This is a genomic window from Aeromicrobium sp. YIM 150415 (assembly GCF_016918125.1).
Classification (GTDB): Bacteria; Actinomycetota; Actinomycetes; order Propionibacteriales; family Nocardioidaceae; genus Aeromicrobium; species Aeromicrobium piscarium.
This window is the reverse complement of the sequence record NZ_JAERWM010000019.1, coordinates 1-19,379: the sequence shown is the minus strand read 5'-3', so window position 1 is coordinate 19,379 and position 19,379 is coordinate 1. Positions and strand designations below refer to the sequence as shown.

General features: G+C 68.4%; 16 protein-coding genes. 3 read left to right on the top strand and 13 right to left on the bottom strand.

Annotated features, from left to right (window positions below):
- Positions 1-141 precede the first annotated feature (141 nt).
- The 8 genes from JL108_RS12355 to trxA all read right to left on the bottom strand — a co-directional run bounded on the left by JL108_RS12355 (position 142) and on the right by trxA (position 9,475).
- Complete coding sequence (locus JL108_RS12355; protein ID WP_205198568.1) at positions 142-1,002, bottom strand: ChuX/HutX family heme-like substrate-binding protein; 861 nt, start codon at positions 1,000-1,002, stop codon at positions 142-144.
- Between the two features lie 181 nt (positions 1,003-1,183).
- Positions 1,184-1,882, bottom strand: coding sequence for an anti-sigma factor domain-containing protein (locus JL108_RS12350; protein WP_240191017.1), 699 nt, complete (start codon positions 1,880-1,882; stop codon positions 1,184-1,186).
- A 2-nt stretch (positions 1,883-1,884) separates the two neighbouring features.
- A complete protein-coding gene (gene sigK / locus JL108_RS12345; RefSeq protein ID WP_205198566.1) occupies positions 1,885-2,475 on the bottom strand; it encodes an ECF RNA polymerase sigma factor SigK in 591 nt (196 codons plus the stop codon).
- 21 nt (positions 2,476-2,496) lie between these two features.
- Positions 2,497-3,135: a fasciclin domain-containing protein gene (locus JL108_RS12340; protein ID WP_205198565.1), complete on the bottom strand. Its 639-nt coding sequence runs from the start codon at positions 3,133-3,135 to the stop codon at positions 2,497-2,499.
- A gap of 229 nt (positions 3,136-3,364) precedes the next feature.
- Entirely contained in the window at positions 3,365-4,867 is a 1,503-nt protein-coding gene (locus JL108_RS12335; protein ID WP_205198564.1) for a molybdopterin-dependent oxidoreductase, read from the bottom strand.
- A 36-nt stretch (positions 4,868-4,903) separates the two neighbouring features.
- Positions 4,904-7,480: a DEAD/DEAH box helicase gene (locus JL108_RS12330; RefSeq protein ID WP_205198563.1), complete on the bottom strand. Its 2,577-nt coding sequence runs from the start codon at positions 7,478-7,480 to the stop codon at positions 4,904-4,906.
- 53 nt (positions 7,481-7,533) lie between these two features.
- Positions 7,534-9,039 carry an acetyl-CoA hydrolase/transferase family protein gene (locus JL108_RS12325; protein ID WP_205198562.1) on the bottom strand — a complete coding sequence of 502 codons (1,506 nt, stop codon included), beginning with the start codon at positions 9,037-9,039 and terminating at the stop codon, positions 7,534-7,536.
- Between the two features lie 61 nt (positions 9,040-9,100).
- Positions 9,101-9,475, bottom strand: coding sequence for a thioredoxin (gene trxA / locus JL108_RS12320; protein WP_205198561.1), 375 nt, complete (start codon positions 9,473-9,475; stop codon positions 9,101-9,103).
- Positions 9,476-9,718: 243 nt separating this feature from the next.
- Here trxA and JL108_RS12315 point away from each other — a divergent pair, with 243 nt between their 5' ends.
- A complete protein-coding gene (locus JL108_RS12315; RefSeq protein ID WP_240191016.1) occupies positions 9,719-10,870 on the top strand; it encodes a sorbosone dehydrogenase family protein in 1,152 nt (383 codons plus the stop codon).
- Positions 10,871-11,111: 241 nt separating this feature from the next.
- Here JL108_RS12315 and JL108_RS12310 read toward each other — a convergent pair whose 3' ends face one another.
- Complete coding sequence (locus JL108_RS12310) at positions 11,112-11,315, bottom strand: cold-shock protein (RefSeq protein ID WP_143913213.1); 204 nt, start codon at positions 11,313-11,315, stop codon at positions 11,112-11,114.
- Positions 11,316-11,731: 416 nt separating this feature from the next.
- On the opposite strand from JL108_RS12310, the gene JL108_RS12305 reads away from it, so the two are divergent.
- A complete protein-coding gene (locus JL108_RS12305; RefSeq protein ID WP_205198560.1) occupies positions 11,732-14,122 on the top strand; it encodes an immune inhibitor A domain-containing protein in 2,391 nt (796 codons plus the stop codon).
- Between the two features lie 901 nt (positions 14,123-15,023).
- Here JL108_RS12305 and JL108_RS12300 read toward each other — a convergent pair.
- From JL108_RS12300 to JL108_RS12285, 4 genes are all read right to left on the bottom strand, one after another.
- A complete protein-coding gene (locus JL108_RS12300) occupies positions 15,024-16,319 on the bottom strand; it encodes an MFS transporter (RefSeq protein WP_205198559.1) in 1,296 nt (431 codons plus the stop codon).
- Positions 16,306-16,725 (bottom strand): MarR family winged helix-turn-helix transcriptional regulator, encoded by a 420-nt coding sequence (locus JL108_RS12295; RefSeq protein ID WP_205198558.1) that lies wholly within the window; start codon positions 16,723-16,725, stop codon positions 16,306-16,308. Before JL108_RS12295 ends, JL108_RS12300 begins: the two co-directional genes overlap by 14 nt.
- An 81-nt stretch (positions 16,726-16,806) precedes the next feature.
- Positions 16,807-17,622 carry a hypothetical protein gene (locus JL108_RS12290; protein ID WP_205198557.1) on the bottom strand — a complete coding sequence of 272 codons (816 nt, stop codon included), beginning with the start codon at positions 17,620-17,622 and terminating at the stop codon, positions 16,807-16,809.
- Positions 17,623-17,705: 83 nt separating this feature from the next.
- The gene (locus tag JL108_RS12285; RefSeq protein WP_205198556.1) at positions 17,706-18,530 is read right to left on the bottom strand and encodes an aldo/keto reductase; all 825 of its coding nucleotides are present in this window, start codon (positions 18,528-18,530) and stop codon (positions 17,706-17,708) included.
- A gap of 96 nt (positions 18,531-18,626) precedes the next feature.
- On the opposite strand from JL108_RS12285, the gene JL108_RS12280 reads away from it, so the two are divergent.
- On the top strand, positions 18,627-19,097 hold the full coding sequence (locus JL108_RS12280; protein WP_205198555.1) for a hypothetical protein: 471 nt from the start codon (positions 18,627-18,629) through the stop codon (positions 19,095-19,097).
- Positions 19,098-19,379 lie beyond the last annotated feature (282 nt).

Sequence of the window (19,379 nt, the reverse complement as noted above, 5' to 3'; positions counted from 1 at the left end):
GGCGACCACCGAGTCACATGCTTCGTGAGCGGCCGACGGAGGATGTGATTCCGAGGTTGCCCCAGCAGCCACGGAATCACATCGTGCGTGGGCCCCGCCGCCGGATGTCTCTGTCAGTGGCGCGTCGTGCGTGCCGGGCGTCTAGCTGATGGAGAGCATCGCGGTCAGATGCTCCCAACGGGCCGCGGCGACCGGCTCGCGACGACCGGGCTGCGCGATCGCGAGAACGCAACGGCCGGTGCGGTCGTACAGTTCGAGCGTGGCCGAGCCGTGGCGTGGGCGCACCACCCACCCCTCATGCACCGTGGAGGTGTCGATACGGACCGTGCCGCCCTCGAGGTGGACGAAGAGGGTGTCCGCCGCGCCGCGCAAGCCGGTGACGGCTCCGCCGACGGCCATCACGCAGCCGTCGGTGGGTACGGCGAGCGTCACGTCGAGGCGATCGCGGTGGAGGTGATCGAGGGCGTGCAGCGCGAGCGGCGCCGACAGCGCCGAGACCTCGTTGCGTCCCCCGAGCTGTTCCAGCGCACGTCGGCGCTGGACACCGGCGTCGTGCACGAGGGTGTCGAGATGCGCCTGGGTGTTGAGATCGAGCAAGGCCCCCGCGGCGCAGGGAGCGTCGCCGTGGGCCGACCAGGGGCTGGTGCCGAGGGTGGTTCCGCAGCGGGAGCGCCGGACGGCGGCAGGTCCACCGAGGGCGACTCGGTGCACCACGTCGCCGTGGTGGTTGACCACTCGAAGGGTGCGCTCCTGCTCATCGAGGGCGAAGGCGTCGAGCACGCTGGGGCAGAGGCGCAGGACGACCTCGCCGGCGTGATGTTGGGGCCACGGTCCGCCCAGCGCGCCGATCCGCGCGTAGCGACCGGGGGCGCTGACTGCGGCGCCGGCGTTGGCGGTGGCGCACAGGGCGGTGTCGTCGAGAGCGCCGACGAGGGACCCGAAGACCGCGAGGTCGTCGTTCCACAGCTCGGCGGGGGAGACGGAGGCGGGCTCAGCGGTCATCGGCTCTCGATCGACGAAGGACGGTCAGGGCTACCCCGGGCCACGCCGTGGCGTGGACGAGGCCCGGGGTCAGGCCACACGGCACTGTATGAGCCTGGACTGCCGCCGTCCGTGGGTCGACCGACGAGCGGCAGTACGCCTAACTTAGGTCAGGCTTACCTGTCTCGTCAAGTGCTCGTCGTCAGGTGAATTGGAACAGCGCGATCGGCTCGCTCGTCGGAGCCGTCACCTCGGGATCGGATTCCACGGTGATGCCCGCCCCGACCGACTCCGTGGCGTCACCGCGGAGCACCATCGAGGCATCGGACTCGTCATCGGGCATGACCCCGGCGGCGTGCATCTCCCCGTCCGGGCTCTGGAGCCAGACCACATAGTGGTGGCCTTCGGGCGGCGGAGCCATGTCGCGTGTCTCGATCACGGCCCGCCCGACGCTGGCTGAGCGGACCACGGTGGCCTCGCTGCCGTCGTCGAAGGACAGCGCGACACGATCGGCGTCCTGAGCCCGGTCGACCTGTTCGGCGACGGTCAGCTGCTCGGGGGAGGTGCCCCAGGGTTGGGTGACGCCCACCCCGATGACCGCGACGACGGCCGCGGCCGCGGCGATCACCCACCCCCACCGACGCGTGCGCCGCGATCGCTCGCTCACCAGCGGCGGATCGGGGCGGATCGTCCGGGCGAGGTCGAGCACGTCGCCGCGCAACGACGGCGGCGGTTCCTCGGCGGTCAACGCTCCCAGCTCGGCCGCTGCCGCCCGGAGGGAGGCGACCTCCTCACGGCATGCCGCGCAGTGCTCGAGATGGTTCTCGAACTGGGCGCGCTCGATATCGTCGACCGCGTCGACCGCGTAGGCCCCGGAGAGGCTGTGGATGTCATCGGGCATCGTCATCGTTCTACTCCCAACGCGTCGCGCAGTCGAATCAGACCGTCGCGGATACGGGTCTTGGCCGTACCGAGGGGGATGTCCAGGAGGGCGGCGACCTCCGTGTGGGTGTAGCCGCCGAAGAAGGCCAGATCGACTGCCTCGCGCTGCGTGGTGGTGAGCTGATCGAGGGCCGATCGGACGCGGGTCGCCTCGAGACGGTCCACGACGAGCTCGCTGGTCGCATCGTGCTCGACCTCGTGGTGACCATGGCCGTAGGCGATATCTCGGCGGCTGGCTGCGGAGGCCGAGCGGACGCGATCGACGGCGCGGCGGTGCGCGATGGTGAACATCCAGGAGATCGCGCTCGCACGTGAAGGATCGAAGTGGGCCGCGTGGCGCCACAGCTCGAGGTAGACCTCCTGGGTCACCTCCTCCGCGTGGGAGGGATCGCGCACCACACGTCGGACGAGTCCGAAGACACGAGAGGCGGTGAGGTCGTAGAGCTCCGCGAAGGCTCCCTCGTCGCTGCGCGCGCAGCGGGCGAGGAGCCCCGGTAGCCGATCCGTGCCCTCCGGCTCGGGGCCGGAGGGCACGGGTGTCAGGTGAGTCACGGTACTGAGTCTTCCCGATGGTCAGGGCATCAGCACGCTGTCGACGACATACACCTTGGCGTTCGCTGTGGGCACATTGCCGCAGATCACGCTCGCGTCGCCGACCGTGAAGTCCTCGTCGGAGCCTTCGACGGTGATGGTGTCGCCCGCCAAGGTCTCGTGCTCGCCGGCGATCTCATCGGGACCGAGCTCCCCGGCCACCACGTGGTGGGTCAGCACGGTCGTCAACTGATCGGTGTCGGCGAGCAGCGCGTCGAGCTGATCCTGCGGGATCTTGTCGAAGGCGTCATCGGTCGGGGCGAAGACGGTCAGCGACTCCTCGGAGTTCAGGGTGTCGACGAGACCGGCCTCCGTGACCGCCGAGACGAGCGTCGTCAGCAGCGGGTTGCTGCTGGCCGCTGTGGCGACGGGCTCCTCGGCCATGCCTTCGAGCGATCCGGCGCCGTCGGACGGGATCGCGGAGCATCCGGGGCCGAAGGCGCCCATCATGTCCATGTCGCTATCGCCCATGTCGTCGGCGCCCGAGGACTCCTCGCTGGTGGTGGGCTCGGATGCCGCGGGCTCGTCGGAGTCGTCCGACCCGCTGCATGCGGCGAGTCCGAGCGTCAGGGTGAGGGCCGCAGAGGCGAGGCCGGCGCGGCGAACGATCGTGCTCTTCATGGTGGTGCCTTTCCTCGGTGACGTTCTGTGTGACGTTCATCGGTGATTCGGCGTGGGCGGCGATCCGGATGGGTCGTCTTCTCGATCTCTCTCTGCCGGGGGCGGTGGGTCATCCCGCACTGGGCCGCTGATCGGTGGGCTATCCCGCAGGTCAGGCGCCCTCCTGCGGGATAGCTCACCGACGAAGGCCCGTGGCTCGCACCAGGATCGGGACAGGGCCTTGAGGTCGTCAGCCCACCCGGACCACGATGTCGTGGATACCGCTCGACCCGTTCGGGAACGGGCTCGCGCGATCCGCCGTCTGCACCTCGCCGTCGTCGGTGATGCAGCGCGCCTGCACCGTGTGGCGACCCGAGGTCGCCTTCCACGGCAGATACCACTGGCGCCAGTAGTCCACGCCGGCATCCGGCCCGAGCTCGGCGTCGGTCCAGTCGCCGTCGTCGACGCGCACCTGGACGCCCTCGACGCCTCGATGCTGCGCCCAGGCGACACCGGCGATCACCAGATCACCCGGATCGAGCTCCGTGAGACCCCGCGGCGTGTCGATGCGGGTCGAGATCTTGATCGGACCGTCGATATCCCAGTCGCGCTCGGTCCAGTACGCCCGATCCTCGGCATAGGTGGTCAGGGTCAACCGCTCCACCCATTTCGTGGCACCGACATAGCCGTAGAGTCCCGGGGTGATGAGCCGCGCCGGGAAGCCGTGCTCACGCGGCAGCGGCTCGCCGTCCATGGCGACCGCGACCATCGCATCACGGCCATCGGTCGCGACATCCAAGGGTGTGCTGATGGTGAAGCCGTCGACAGCGGTGCTCAGGATCTGGTCGGCTCTCGAACCGACGCGAGCACGCTCCAACAGATCCGCCAGCGGCACGCCCAGCCAGCGAGTCGCTCCCACATAGCCGCCGCCGACCTCGTTCGAGACGCAGGTCATCGTGATGTCCCGCTCGATCATGTCCATCGCGAGCAGCTCGTCCCACGTGATCGTGTAGGGATTCGCGACATCGCCGTCGATGGTCAAGGTCCAGTCATCGACATCGACCACCGGCACGCTCAGGTTGACATCGACGCGATAGAAGTCCCCCGTCGGAGTGCGGAACGGGCTGATCCCCTCGATATCGAGCCCGTCGGCGAGCGGGGGAAGGGGGTCGGCGGGCCGCGGCAGCACGATATTCCCCAGGCGCCTACCGCCGCGGATGATCGCCTCTCCGGCGGCACCGGCGAGGGCTGCTGCGACGAGAGCAGCCCCACCGCCCACCAGGATCCGGCGGCGGGTCGGGCCGACGGTCGCGGTCTCCGCAGCCGGGCGCGCCCGCAGGAGCCACCACAGCACCGCGAGTGCCGCGACACCGGTGACGAGAGCGGGAAGCAGATCCGCGACCGTCGCGGCCGGACGTGTGAATGCTGCGGCACCTGCCATGGCGACGAGAGCGATGAGTATCAGCGCGCCGATGCTGAAGCGTCGCGCCGCGACGATCCCGCCGAGCGCCGCGAGCACGAGCGTGCCGAGCGCGACCGACCCGATGAGGATGATCTTGTCGGCGGTGCCGAAGGTGGCGACGGCCCATTCCTTCACCGGAGTGGGAGTCGCGTCGATCACCGTCGATCCGATGGCCAGGACCGGTGACGCGGCGGGAACCGTGAGGGCCGCGACCAGGTGGCCGATGCCGATACCGGCGGTCGCCGCGATGACGCCGACCGTCGCATCGCGCGGGAGATGATGTGCCGTCATACCCGGTACTTCGTTGCCGACGGCGAATCGGATGCGTCAGCGCCGCAGACGCACCAGCGCCGCCAGCTCGGCATCGCTCAGCTCGGTGAGCGCCGCCTCCCCGGAATCGACGACGGCATCGGCCAGGGCGCGCTTGGCTGAGATGAGCTCGGAGATCGACTGCTCGATGGTGCCCTCGGCGATGAGCCGGTGCACCTGGACGGTCTTGGTCTGACCGATGCGGTGGGCACGATCCGTGGCCTGATCCTCGACGGCGGGATTCCACCAACGGTCGTAGTGGATCACGTGGTCGGCGCGCGTCAGGTTCAGGCCGGTGCCGGCCGCCTTGAGCGAGAGGATGAAGACATCGAAATCGCCCTCCCCGAAGCGACGGACCATCTCCTCGCGTGTGCGAACGGAGGTGCCGCCGTGCAGGTACGCGTGGTCGATGCCCTGCGCGGTCAGATGCCGTGACAACAGATGGCCCATCTGGGCGTACTGCGTGAAGACCAGTGACCGGCCGCCCTCGGCGAGGATCTCCTCGAGCAGGTCGTCGAAGACCTCCAGCTTGCCCGACCGACGCTCGAGCTCGCCCTCGGCCTGCCGCAAGAACTGGGCCGGATGGTTGCAGATCTGCTTGAGCTGCGTCAGCAGCTTGACCACCAGGCCGCGGCGCTGGATGCCACGGCTCTCCTCGATCTCGGCCATCGTGCGACGGACGACGGCCTCGTACAGGCCGATCTGCTCGCGGGTGAGCTGCACATGATGGTCGGTCTCGATCTTGGGCGGGAGCTCGGGCGCGATGCCCGGATCGCTCTTGCGACGCCGCAGCACGAAGGGGCGGATGAGGGTGGAGAGCCGGCCGGCCGTCGCATCGTCGCGGTCGCGCTCGATCGGACGCGACCAGTCGCGACGGAACTGCTCGCGATTGCCGAGGAGCCCGGGGGTCGTCCAGTCGAGGATCGCCCACAGCTCGGAGAGCGCGTTCTCGACAGGGGTGCCGGTGAGCGCCATCCGGGCATCGGCCTCGATGCGCCGCAGCGCCTGGGCGACGCCCGAGCCGGCGTTCTTGACGTGCTGGGCCTCGTCGGCCACGACCATGCTCCAGTCGTGCTCGGCGAGCGCGTCCACGCTCTGCCGCATCGTCGCGTAGGTGGTCACCACGAAGCCGTCCTTGGCCTCGTGCAGGCTACGCCCTGGTCCGTGGAATCGGTGGACGTTCTCGCCTGGCGCGAACCGCGCGATCTCTCGCTCCCACGTCGCCAGGACCGAGGCGGGACAGACCACGAGGGTCGGTGCGGCCGCCGCGCGGTGCAGGTGCAGCGAGATGAGGGTGATGGTCTTGCCGAGGCCCATGTCGTCGGCGAGGATGCCGCCGAGCCCGAGATCGACCAGCTGGCTCATCCAGCGCAGGCCGTCCAGCTGGTAGCTGCGCAGCTCGCCGTCGAGCTCATCGGGCTGGGAGATGTCGCTCGAGCGTTCGCCGAGGCTCGCGAGGCGGTCGCGCACGTCCTCGAGCCAGCCGATGGTGTCGACGCGGACATGTCGTCCGTCGATCTGGAGCTCGCCGGTGAGCGCGGCCTGCAGAGCCTCGGAGGCGTCGAGCTCCTGGCCTTCGCCGCGCAGGAGCTCGTCGATGCGGCGCGGCTCAATGAAGACCCAGCGGTCGCGGAGCCGGACCAGCCCGCTGTGGCTCACGGCGAGCTCGTCGAGCTCGTCCTGAGTGAGCCGCTCACCGCCGACGCTCACGCTCCAGTCGAAGCGGAAGAGCTGGTCGCGGCCGAAGGCGCGCGGCCGGTCGCCGAAACCGTCGACACGGCTGACGACGGGTGTGGCGGTGACATCGCGGACGAGCTCGCTCGGCCAGGAGACCTCGACCCGGTTGGCCATGAGCGAGGTCACCAGGGTCGCCGCGGCGAGAGCGCCGAGCTCGTCGGCAGTCAGCGCGATGCTGGCCGGAGCCGCGTCGCCACCGGGCAGCAGACGCGCGGCGGGCGGCCAGCTCGCACCCAGCCGTTCGAGCATGGCACGCAGCGCGGTGCGGGACCCCTCGCCGAAGTGGTGGTCCTCGCGGGCGAACATCTCGTGGGCGGAGGCCTCACCCCAGGTGCGGTCGGTCGGGCGGACCCGCAAGGAGGCGGTGGCGATCGTGTCCTCGCCGCGTTCGAAGGCGACGACCAAGCGGTACGCGAAGGTGCGTGGGGGCTCGATCCGCGGGCGCGGCTGCTCCGGCTCGTGCCCGTGTCGACGCTGCGGGGTGGTGGCCACCGCGGGGGCGTCGACCGCGAGTGCGGCGAGGAACGCGTCGATCAGGGCATGGGCTTCGCGCGCGGGCATGTCGAGCTGCTCGGCGGCGGCCCGCAGCTGCTGCTGGTCGCCATCGGACGGCTGCGCGAGCGAGCCCGACGCCATGAGGCGCAGCGCGATGATCGCCGGTCCTGCCCAGGCGCGCACGGATGCATGAGCGTTCATCGCCCGAATTCCGCCCGACAGCGGGCCGATGGCCTCATTGGCCGTGGCCTCGATCGGGCCCTGCGGAGCGTCGAAGACGAAGCGCGAGAGGGCAGGGTCCTCGTGCGCCACGAAGCGCACGGGATGCCGCAGCACGATCATCAGCTGCGTGGGGGTCGGCATCCCTCCATTGTCGGGCATGGGCCCAAGACTCCCGCCGCGAGGTCGATGTGATCTCACATGTGGCCGGTCTCCACGAACCGCTGGTGCCAGCTGAGAGCCTCGTCCAGGAGGTGCGGCGTGTGACGGGCCTGGGGCCGGGCCGCCTTGGCGCGCCCGATGTAGTCGCGGAGCGCCTCGCGATACGACGGATGCGCGCAGCGTTCGATGATGCGGTCGGCGCGATCGGCCGGGGAGAGGCCGCGCAGGTCGGCCAGTCCCTGCTCGGTCACGATGACGTGGACATCGTGTTCGGTGTGGTCGACGTGGCTGGCCATCGGGACGATGGTGGAGATGGCGCCGTCTTTGGCCGTCGAGGGCGAGAGGAAGAAGTTCAGGTAGGCGTTGCGGGTGAAGTCCCCGCTGCCGCCGATGCCGTTCATGATCGCCGAGCCCATCACATGGGTCGAGTTCACATGACCGTAGACATCGGCCTCGATCATCCCGTTCATCGCGATGACGCCGAGGCGCCGGATGAGTTCGGGGTGATTGGAGATCTCCTCGCTGCGCAACAGGATGCGGCCCTTGTAGGCGTCGATGCGGTCCATGAAGCGGGCGACGCCCTCGTCGGAGAGCCCGAAGGAGGTGGCGGACGCGGCGCGCAGGGTCCCGGAGTCGAGCAGGTCGAGCATGGCATCTTGGAGCACCTCGGTGAAGGCCGTGAGTCCGGTGAACTCGCTGTCGTCCAGTCCCGCGAGGACCGCATTCGCGACATTCCCGACGCCGGACTGCAGCGGGAGCAGCTCCGGGGGCATGCGCCCGGCTCGGACCTCGTGCCGCAGGAAGTCCAGGAGATGATCCGCGATCGCCCGCGACTCCTCCCCGGGCGGGCTGAAGGGGGAGTTGCGGTCCGGGGCGTCGGTCTCCACGACGGCGACGACCCGCTCGGGATCGACCCTCAGATAGGGCTCGCCGATGCGTTCCATCGGCCCGGTGAGCTGCAGCGGACGACGATGCGGCGGCAGGGCGGTGCCGTAGTAGACATCGTGGAAGCCCTCGAACTCACGGGGCTGCCAGCGGTTGACCTCGAGCACGATCCGGTCGGCTTGGTCGAGCCAGGTCTTGTTGTTGCCCACCGAGCTGCTGGGCACCAGTAGACCGTCCGGCAGCGCGGCGGTCACCTCGACTACGGCGACATTCAGCCGACCGTAGAACCCGAACCACATCTGCTGCGCGGTATGGCTCAGATGCGCGTCGACGTAGTCGACCTCGCCGGTGTTGATGAGATCGCGCAGGGTGGGATCGGAGTTATAGGGCAGTCGGGTGGAGATGCCGTGGGCGCGGGCGAGGACGCCGTCGGCGTCCGGGGCCGTCGACGCACCCGTCCACAGGCCGATCCGGAAGTCCTCGCCACGCTCGTGCGCGGCCCGGATCCGCGCGGCGAGCGCCACCGGAACGGCCTTCGGATAACCCGCTCCGGTGAAGCCGCTCATGCCGACGTTGTCGCCCGGACCGATGTGGGTGGCGGCTTCGTGGGCGGTCGTCAAGCGGGAACGGAGAACGGGGCAGGACACGCGCGTCATGTGACGATCGTGCCCTGCCCCGTGGGTCAGCGCGTTCCAGGGTGACGGAACGCCGGCCGGATCACTCCGGTGTCGCCGCCTGCTGTTCGGCGATCTGGCGCCGCACGTCGTCCATGTCCAGGTCCTTGACCGCGGTGACGACCTGGTCGAGCGACTCGGCCGGCAGGGCGCCGGGCTGGGAGAAGACCAGGATGCCGTCGCGGAAGGCCATGAGGGTGGGGATCGAGCTGATCTGCGCCGCGGCGGCGAGTTCCTGCTCGGCCTCGGTGTCGATCTTGCCGAAGGTGATGTCGGGGTGCTGTTCGCTCGCGGCCTCGAAGACCGGGGCGAACTGCTTGCACGGACCGCACCACGAGGCCCACCAGTCGACGAGCGTGATGCCCTCGCCGGTGACGGTCGACTCGAAGGTCTCCTTGGTCAGGTCGATGGTGCTCATAGATACCTCTCGTCGGAAGCGTTCATGGGTACAACGTCGGGGCTCGGCACAACATTCCCCGTCGGTCGCGTCGGTGGGGGACGGATGATGATGCATCGCGGTTGCTATGACGACCCGAAGGCATCGAGTTCCAAGCCGGTTCGAACCGATGCCGATGCGTTACGGCGGTCATGGCAGCCGTAACGCATCATCATCGGCCACCGGGGCCTCGGTGTGTCACCGCCGGGCGGGCATCATCGACCTATGGGTGAGCGCATCGAGGAATATCGGCTGTCAGCGGCGGGCGAGCACCGGAGGATGAGGGTTTCCGGCGTGGTCACCGCGTCGTCCCTCGTGATCGCCCTCGCCGCGTGCAGCGCCGGCGAGGAGGACGACCCGGCACCGTCGCCGGCGCCGACCACCGCCAGCGAGAGCACGGCGCCCACCACGGTGCCGCCGACCGTCGACGCCGAGATCGTCACGGAAGTGAACGTCCCTTGGGGGATGGTCTTCGACGAGGACGGCACGGCCCTGGTGGCGCAGCGGGACGATGCGTCGATCCTCGCGGTGGAGCCCGACGGCACGGTGACCGATCTCGGTGTCGTGGAGGGCGTGCAGCCCGGTGGCGAAGGGGGACTGCTCGGCCTGGCGCTGTCACCGGACGGTTCGACGCTCTACGCCTATCTCACCTCGGCCGAGGACAATCGGGTGGTCTCGATGGTGGTGGAGGACGATTCGCTCGGTCCTGCGGAGCCGGTGCTGACCGGCATCGACAAGGCGAACAATCACAACGGCGGCGCCCTGCTGTACGACCCCGCCGACGATGTCCTGTTCGTCGCGACCGGTGACGCGTTGCAGCCCGATCTCGCTCAGGATTCCTCGGCGCTGGAGGGCAAGATCCTGCGGGTGACCCCCGATGGCGAGCCCGCCCCCGGCAATCCGTTCGACAACGAGGTCTGGTCGATCGGGCATCGCAATGTCCAGGGACTGGCCTTCGACGACGACGGACGGCTGTGGTCGAGCGAGTTCGGCGACAAGGGCGCCGACGAGCTGAATCTCATCGAGGCCGGGGCCAACTACGGCTGGCCGGTCGTCGAGGGGGAGAGCGACGACGAGCGGTTCGCGGCGCCGAAGGTCACCTGGCCGACGGACGAGGCGTCGCCCTCGGGCCTGGCGATCGTGGACGACACCGCCTATCTCGGGGCCCTGCGCGGTCAGCGACTCTGGACGGTGCCGCTGGACGGCGAGCAGACGGGGGAGCCGAAGGCGCATCTCGTCGAGGAGTACGGACGGATCCGCGCCGTCGCCGCGGCCCCGGACGGGTCGCTGTGGATCGGGACGAGCAATACCGACGGTCGAGCCGATCCGGCCGGCGACGACGATCGTCTGCTCCGGCTCACCGTGACACAGCAGTAGGGAGGCCGTGGGCGCTTGCGCCCGAAAGAACCTGAGGCTATCCTCATGTTCTGGCGATGCCAGGTGGCCCCACTCACTCCCTCGATGGGCCACATGTGCCGCCGTAGCGTCACGGCGTCGGCTCCCTCCTGGCGTCGCCCGGCGCTGAAGACGCCCCCGTCCTTCGCGGACGGGGGCGTCGTCGTCAGCAGGATGCGACAGCGCCCCCGTCCGCGAAGGACGGGGGCGCTGTGCTGCTCACTCAGAGAGGGCGGATATTCGCGGCCTGGAGGCCCTTCTGACCCTGCTCGACGTCGAACTCGACCTTCTGGTCCTCGTTCAGCGAGCGGTAGCCGGACGACTGGATCGCCGTGTAGTGGGCGAAGACGTCCTCGCTGCCGTCGTCGGGGGCGATGAATCCGAAGCCCTTTTCAGCGTTGAACCACTTGACGGTTCCCGTTGCCATGGTGTTCTCCTCATTAACTTTCTTGGCGAAGGCCGCCTCCGGCCGGAGGCGACGGTCGCGACGCACATCCAACCTCGAGAGGAACCACACCCCGAATCAGGACGGGTACTGCATTCATCTGGTCCAACGTCGTGCAACTGCCTCCTACCTTATGCCACGGGTGGTGCCGGTGGATACCGCGACCGGCCGACAGCTGTGAACATCTGATGAAATCAGTGCCGATAGCCCGATGGAACTAGTTCGCTATAACTATTTCTCCAGGAAGTCAAGACTGCCGTTCGGGGTGTGGACGGTCGTAGCGTGACCGGAGGCGCGGTGACTCACAAGGCCGGCGCGCTGGTGGAGCCGGCGACAGGAGCCGGCCCCTGATCCGGGAGATCCACCACCCATCGGGGGGATCCTCATGAGGAGGAATTGTGAAACGCATCATGACGAGCCTGGTCGGGCTCGGACTCGTGGCGACCGGCTCGCTGGTCGCCGCCGCACCGACGAGCGCTGACCCGGCTCCACCGGCCGCTCCGGGCCAGGACGGCGCCGCGCCGCGCACCGACGACTTCCCGCATCCGCTGGAGGACAAGCGCCGCGAGCTGCGTGAGGCAGCCGTCTCCCAGGTGATCGACGGCGAGCTCACGCCGGAGCAGCGCGAGGGCGGTGCGGTCGCCAAGGTCGGCCAGGCGCCGTCCCCGGCGCAGGCGGCCGCCGAGGCCAACGGCCATCCGCAGACCCAGCAGCGGCTGGCGCGAGCGAGTGGCGAACAGGACCAGTACGTCGAACTGGAGCAGGAGCGCGCCGACAAGGTCTTCGTCATCCTCGCGGAGTTCGGTGACGAACGTCACCCGGACTACCCCGATCAGGACACGGATCCCGACACACCCGGCCCGGAGCGCTTCGACGGGCCGCTGCACAATCAGATCCCCGAACCGGGACCGAATGACAACTCCACCGTCTGGCAGGAGGACTTCAGCCCCGAGCACTACGACGACATGTACTTCGCCACCGGCCAGAAGACCGAGTCGGTCAAGACCTACTACGAGACGCAGTCGTCCGGGCGGTACACCGTGGACGGGCAGGTGTCCGACTGGGTCAAGGTCCCGTACAACCAGGCCCGGTACGGCCGCGAGGACGCCGGCGCCTGGAATCTCGTGCAGGACGCTGTCAACCAGTGGGTCGAGGATCAGAAGGCCCAGGGGCGCAGCGACGAGGACATCGCCAAGACGCTGTCCGAGTACGACCAGTGGGACCGGTACGACTACGACGGTGACGGCGTCTTCGACGAGCCGGACGGCTATATCGACCACTTCCAGATCGTCCACGCCGGCGGTGGCGAGGAGGACGGCGATCCGACCTACGGCGAGGACGCGATCTGGTCGCACCGTTGGTATGCGTTCGGCACCGATGCCGGCCTGACGGGCCCGGCGGACAATCCCCTCGGCGGTGCTGAGATCGGCGACACCGGCGTCTGGGTCGGCGACTACACCGTCCAGCCGGAGAACGGCGGACTCTCGGTCTTCGTGCACGAGTACGGCCACGATCTCGGCCTGCCGGACGGCTACGACACGACAGGCGCCGGCGACAACAGCAACGAGTTCTGGACGCTCATGGCTCAGAGCCGCTTGAACGCGAAGGGAGAGCCCCTCGGCACACGCCCGGGCGACCTCGGCGCCTGGGAGAAGCTCCAGCTGGGCTGGCTGGACTACGAGGCGCAGACGCACACCGAGAAGCGAACACTCGAACTCGGGCCCCAGGAGTACAACAGCGACAAGCCGCAGGGTGCCGTGGTGGTCCTGCCGAAGAAGGAGATCGTCAACGACAACGGGGCGCCGGCCTCGGGAGAGAAGCAGTTCTTCTCCGGTGCCGGAGACGACCTGTCGAACACGATGACGACCGAGCTGGACCTCGGCGAGGCTTCCGGGACGCAGTTGACGGCGAAGGCCCGGTTCTCGATCGAGGAAGGCTACGACTACGCCTACCTGCAGGCATCGGCGGATGGCACGTCCTGGACCGACCTGGACGCCACCGTCGGCGGTGAGCCGATCGGCACCGATGCGTCAGGTCGTCCGGCGATCGACGGGGAACAGGAGGACTGGGCCGATCTGGTGGTGCCGCTCGACGCGTTCGACGGTCAGCAGATCTCCTTCCGGGTGCTGTACCGCACAGACGGCGGCCTGACGATGCCGGGCCTCTTCCTCGACGACATCGTGGTGTCGGCGGGCGACACGGAGATCCTGAGCGATGACGCGGAGACCGATTCGGGGGCGTGGACCTTCGACGGCTTCTCGATCGTGGGCGAGACCACGACGACCCAGGCGAGCAACTACTACGTCATGGGCCATCGTTCGTACACCGGCTACGACCAGTACCTGAAGACGGGCCCGTACAACTTCGGCTTCATGGACACCAAGCCGGACTGGGTCGAGCACTACGCCTACCAGACGGGGCTGCTCGTCTCCTACTGGGACACCTCGCAGGCCGACAACAATGTCAGCCAGCACCCGGGTGAGGGCCGCAATCTGATCGTCGACGCCAACCCGCGGCCGATGATCAATATCGTCACCGGTGAGCCGTGGCGGGCCAGGATCCAGATGTACGATGCACCGTTCTCGACGCGGAAGTCCGACTCGATGACGTTGCACACCGACGGTCAGCCCAGTTATATCCGCGGTCAGGCGGCCAAGCCGGTGTTCGACGACACGAAGCAGCACTTCTTCGAGGAGCTGCCGAATCACGGGGTCAAGCTTCCCGCCACGGGCTTCAAGGCCCGGGTGGTGGAGGAGAACGGCACCTCGTTGAAGGTCAGGTTCAACTGACCCACCCGACCGAAGGGGGCGCGCATCCGGGGGGACAGCGCGCCCCCTTCGCCATGCTCTCGAACTTCCTACTCAACCACCGGGCCGGACCCTCGGTGGTCGAGTAGTGGAGGTCGCTCAGCGAGGCCGCGCTTGGGGGAGGTGATCTCGATAGGGCACGTGCTCGCGGGGCTCGCGGTGCCTACTCAACCACCGGGCCGGACCCTCGGTGGTCGAGTAGTGGAGGTCGCTCAGCGAGGCCGCGCTTGCGGAAAGGTGATCTCGATAGGGCACGTGCTCGCAGGGCTCGCCATGCCTACTCGATCACTGGGCCGGACCCTCGGTGGTCGAGTAGTGGAGGTCGCTCAGCGACCGGAGCGTATCGAGGCCACGCTTACGGAAAGGTGATCTCGATACGTGACGCGCTCGCTGCGCTCGCCGTCCCTACTCGATCACCGATCCCTCACCTCGGTGGTCGAGTAGCCCAAGGCCGTCCGCGGCCGACGCGTATCGAGGCCACGCTTACGGAAAGCTGATCTCGATACGTGACGGCTATGCCCCTCGGGTCACGGCTCCATCGTCACGTGCTCGCAGGGCTCGCCGTGCCTACTCGATCACCGGGCCGGACCCTCGGTGGTCGAGTAGCCTCGTCCGCTCTGCGGGCGCGGCAATGGAGCCAGCGCACCAGGGGCGTAGCCGCGCTGGAGCGAGGCCACGTTGGGGGTGGTGGTTTCGATACGGTCGCTCGCTGAGCGAGCTTCCTACTCGATCACCGGGCCGGACCGTCGGTGGTCGAGTAGTGGAGGTTGCTCAGCGAGGCCGCGCTTGGGGGAGGTGATCTCGATACGGCACGTGCTCGCTGAGCGAGCTTCCTACTCAACCACCGGGCTGGATCCTCGGTGGTCGCGACAGGGGGACGGGGTCAGCGGCGGAGGTGCAGTTCCTCGTCGATCGCGCCGGGGGCGCCGCCGAACTCGTCGGCGACCTCGGACGCGATCTCGTCCTCGGATTCGGTGATCTCGTGGCCGTCCTCGTCGAGTCCGGCATCGGCCGCGGCGATGATCCGATGGGCGCTGGCCAGGACGCCGATCGCGAGGACGACGGCCACGGCACCGACCGCGAAGGGCACGTGCACGCTGAAGGCCGCCGCGAGGTGGCCGGCGGCGAACGGGGCGAGGCCGCCGCCGATGAAACGCACGAAACCGTAGGCCGCCGACGCCACGGGGCGTTCGACGGGGGAGACCAGCATGACCGCCTGGGTCACGAGCGTGTTGATGATGCCGATGAAGATGCCGGAGGCGACCACGCAGGCGATCATGACCGGTGCCGTCGTGGTGAAGGCCGCCATGAGGGCGAGGTCGACAGCGAACAGCGCGAAGGCCGCGTACAGCGTCGGCGCGGTGCCGAAGGCCGCCTGCAGGCGCGGTGCGCCCACGACCGAGAAGAAGGCGACCAGCAGTCCCCAGCCGAAGAACACCCAGCCGAGCTCCATGATGCCGAGTTCGAGCGGGAACGGGGCGTAGCCGAGCATCGTGAAGAAGCCCCAGTTGTAGAGCAGGGCGGCGATGCTGACGGTGAGCAACCCACGGTGCGAGAGCGCCTTGATGGGGGCGAGCAGCGACGTGGTGTGATCGGGACGAGGCGTGGCCGGCAGCAGGAACACGATGGCGATGAGCGCGATCGTCATCAGTCCGGCGACGCCGTAGAAGGGTCCGCGCCAGCTGATGCTGCCGAGGGAGCCGCCGACGAGGGGGCCGGCGGCGATGCCCAGGCCCAGGGCGGCCTCGTACAGGATGATGGCGCCGGCGAATCCGCCCCGGGCGCTCGACACGATCGCCGACAGCGAGGTCGCGATGAAGAGGGCGTTGCCGAGTCCCCAGCCGGCGCGGAAGGCCACGATGCCGTCGATCGACGATGCCGATCCGGCGAGGGCGGAGAAGACCACGATGATGATCAGCCCGGTGATGAGCGTCTTCTTGGCGCCGAGGCGACTGGAGACGGCATTGGTGACGAGCATCGCGAAGGCGGTGACGACCAGATAGCTGGTGAAGAGCAGCGTCACCTGGCTCTCAGTCGCGTCGAGCTGGCTCTTGAGCGCCGGGAGGATCGGGTCGACCAGGCCGATGCCCATGAAGGACACGACGCAGGCGAAGGCGACGGCATACACGGCCCGGGGCTGCCGGAACATGTCGGTGAAGGAATGGTCAGTGGAAGTCATAGGTCCTGACAAAGTTCTCGAGTGCGGGGAGTGCGGCGGCGATCGAGGCCCGGTCGTCGTCGGAGAGTCGATCGAGCGCCTCGCCGATCAACGTGTCGTACTGGGCGAGGCGCTCGTGGAGGGTCGCGCGTCCTTGCTCGGTGATGCTGATGCGGGTCGCCCGCGCGTCCTCGGCGTCCGCGTGGCGCGTCACCAGGCCCGCGTTCTCCAGGCGGCGCACGAGCGCCGTCATGGCGGGCTGGCTCACGGCCTCGCGCTCGGCGAGGGCGGTGATCCTCTCCGGGCCGTGGTCGTCGAGACGCGCCAGGCTGCTGGCTGCGGCTCGACTGAGTGAGCCGCGGGGTGTCCGGCGCACGATGGCATGGGCCACCTGGCGTAGAACGATCTCGCTGCCAGCGTTTCGCATAATGTCATTATATCACGTAGTTATATATATGAGCCGAGCGAGGCCCCCGCCACGACGACGGGGGCCTCGACGGTGCGGACCTCAGCCGGCGACGACACCTCCGGTGAGGCGGCGGAAGGCATAGGTGATGAACAGCCCGCCGATCGGGGCGGTGAACAGCACGCCGATGAAACACGCGATCACACCGACGCCCGCGATGATGCCGCCCAGCAGCACGCCGACCAGCGCCATGCCGAAGTTGGTCTGGTAGACGCCGAAACTGGCCTTGATCGACTCCCACGGGGAGAGGCCGCGGTCGGCCATCATGTAGGTCGCATAGGCCGCGCCGAAGACGAAGATCAGCCCCGGGATGATGCACAGAACGAGACCGACCATCGTCAGCACCCAGGTCAGCAGGCCGAGCAGGATGGCCGGACCGATGAGATCGGTCTTGAACAGATCGCCGATATCGGCGCGGTGCCCATCGGCGATCGCCAGGAACATGCGCACCAGGTTCAGCGAGAGCGGCGCGACGATGATCGCCGTCAGTAAGCCGCCCACGATATTCCAGACGCCGGTGGCGGCGCTGAAGCGCAGAGCATCGCCCGTCGTCATCGTCGAGGAGTCCTGGCCCAGGGTGGGCAGGGTGGTGGCCCCGCTGATCGCACCGGAGATCGCGGTGATGATCAACACGCTGATGACCAGGGGGCCGAGATTCTGCTTGAACCGCTCCCATGCCCAGGAGAACGCGGCCCCGACCTCGTAGCTGCCGGACGGGCGCGGGTAGCCCGCGGCCGGGTCATGGGGCGGATAACCACCGCCGGGAGGCGGCGGGTAGCCGCCGGGTGGTGGCTCTGGCGGCTGGTCCCCGGGGCGCTCCGCGCCGGGATCGTCGGGCGGCGGATAGTGGCCGGACATGCGCTCGTCCTCTCGGTCGATCGTTGCTCTACCACAATCTAGAACAGATCAGGCCGTGATGTCATCCGAGCCCGGAGGGCGCGTCAGAACTCCTCGTGGGTGGCAGGGTCGCCGCCGATGCGCCCGTCGCGATCGAGCGCGGAGATCCGCTGCAGGTCCTCGTTGTCGAGCTCGAAGGAGAAGATCGCCAGGTTCCCGGCGAATCGCTCGGGTGTCGCCGACTTGGGGATGGGTGCGGCGCCGATCTGTACGTGCCAGCGCAGGACGACCTGGCCGGCATCGACATCGTGTTTTGCCGCGATCTCGGTGATCGTGGGGTTCTCCAACAGGTCCGAGCCCCGTCCGAGCGGGCTCCACGACTGGGTCACGATGCCCAGGCGCGCGTCGATCTCCCGCTGCTGGGACTGCGGGAAGTAGGGGTGCAGCTCGATCTGGTTGACCGCCGGGGTCACGCCGGTCTCGGCGATGATCCGGTCGAGATGCTCGGACTGGAAGTTCGAGACGCCGATCGACCGGGTGAGACCCCGCTCGCGCAGCTCGATCATGGCCTTCCAGGTGTCGACATAGCGGTCGAGTCGCGGCAGCGGCCAGTGGATGAGATAGAGATCGACGTAGTCCAGCCCGAGACGCTCCAGTGAGCCCTCCAGTGATGCGATCGTCGAGTCATATCCCTGGTCGTCCCCGGGCACCTTTGTGGTGACGAAGAGCTCCTCGCGCGGCACGGACGACGCGGTGATGCCTTGTCCGACAGACTCCTCGTTCTCGTAACGCTTGGCGGTGTCCAGCAGCCGGTAGCCGACGTCGATGGCGGCATCGAAGACTCCCGGATCGTGGATCGAGTAGGTGCCGAAGCCCAGCTGTGGCATCCGGTGTCCGTCGTTCAGCTCGAGTACGGGAGAAAGGGTCATGTCTCCACGGTACTTCGCTATCTGAGCGCTGCTGCGGTACATTCAGGCCGAGCAATTCTGAGAAGGCGCTAAGAGAAGATAAGAAGAGGTACCACTGTGGATCTGAAGAACGTGAGCCCGTTCAGCCTGGGCGCACTCGGTGCGGGCATCGTGGCCTTCATCCTGTCACTGTTCGATAGCTATGTGACGGTGTCGGCCGGGGGATTCGGCTCCGCGGGGACCAACGCGTGGACGAGCTTCGCCACTCTCGGCATGCTGCTGGTCATCGCCGCGACCGCGCTGATCGCCGTCCGGGTGTTCGCGGGTCAGGTCCTGCCGCCGGTGGCGCCTTGGTTCCTCGTCGGCGCCGTACTGGCCGGTGTGGGCACCTTCCTGCTCATCCTGCGCGCCTTGACCGGCGGCGGCAGCGTGCCGGCGGGCCTGGACGTCAACATCGGCCCCGGATGGTCGGGCTGGCTGCTGTTCGTGGCCGGTATCGTCCTGACGGTGTGCGCCGTGCTCGACTCGCGCGCCACGGGCGAGAAGCTCCCCGACTTCAGCGGTCAGAAGCCCGCCGACGACAACTGAGTCCGTCCGACGGCACACACCGCCCTTCGCCGGTCAGCCGGTGAAGGGCGGTCGTGTGTCCAGGGACGGGGCGGTCAGGGGCCAACCATGTCCATTGCCAGGCCATCTCACCGTGCGCGCTTGCGTGAGCGGTGACCTAGGCACCTCTCACCGGCGGCTGGTTCTAGTGGTCGAAGCAACGGGTGGTCAGGCTGCCTGGGTGAGGAGCCTGTTCAGCCGGGTGGCTGGGGTGTCGAGGTCAAGGGTAGGTCGGGGACGTGCGTTCAGGCTGTCCTGGGCGTT

Coding starts and splice junctions, on each gene's coding strand:
- JL108_RS12355 (WP_205198568.1), bottom strand. CDS start 1,002: ATGACCGCTGAGCCCGCCTCCGTCTCCCCCGCCGAGCTGTGGAACGAC.
- JL108_RS12350 (WP_240191017.1), bottom strand. CDS start 1,882: ATGCCCGATGACATCCACAGCCTCTCCGGGGCCTACGCGGTCGACGCG.
- JL108_RS12340 (WP_205198565.1), bottom strand. CDS start 3,135: ATGAAGAGCACGATCGTTCGCCGCGCCGGCCTCGCCTCTGCGGCCCTC.
- JL108_RS12335 (WP_205198564.1), bottom strand. CDS start 4,867: ATGACGGCACATCATCTCCCGCGCGATGCGACGGTCGGCGTCATCGCG.
- JL108_RS12330 (WP_205198563.1), bottom strand. CDS start 7,480: ATGCCGACCCCCACGCAGCTGATGATCGTGCTGCGGCATCCCGTGCGC.
- JL108_RS12325 (WP_205198562.1), bottom strand. CDS start 9,039: ATGACGCGCGTGTCCTGCCCCGTTCTCCGTTCCCGCTTGACGACCGCC.
- trxA (WP_205198561.1), bottom strand. CDS start 9,475: ATGAGCACCATCGACCTGACCAAGGAGACCTTCGAGTCGACCGTCACC.
- JL108_RS12315 (WP_240191016.1), top strand. CDS start 9,719: ATGGGTGAGCGCATCGAGGAATATCGGCTGTCAGCGGCGGGCGAGCAC.
- JL108_RS12310 (WP_143913213.1), bottom strand. CDS start 11,315: ATGGCAACGGGAACCGTCAAGTGGTTCAACGCTGAAAAGGGCTTCGGA.
- JL108_RS12300 (WP_205198559.1), bottom strand. CDS start 16,319: ATGACTTCCACTGACCATTCCTTCACCGACATGTTCCGGCAGCCCCGG.
- JL108_RS12295 (WP_205198558.1), bottom strand. CDS start 16,725: ATGCGAAACGCTGGCAGCGAGATCGTTCTACGCCAGGTGGCCCATGCC.
- JL108_RS12290 (WP_205198557.1), bottom strand. CDS start 17,622: ATGTCCGGCCACTATCCGCCGCCCGACGATCCCGGCGCGGAGCGCCCC.
- JL108_RS12285 (WP_205198556.1), bottom strand. CDS start 18,530: ATGACCCTTTCTCCCGTACTCGAGCTGAACGACGGACACCGGATGCCA.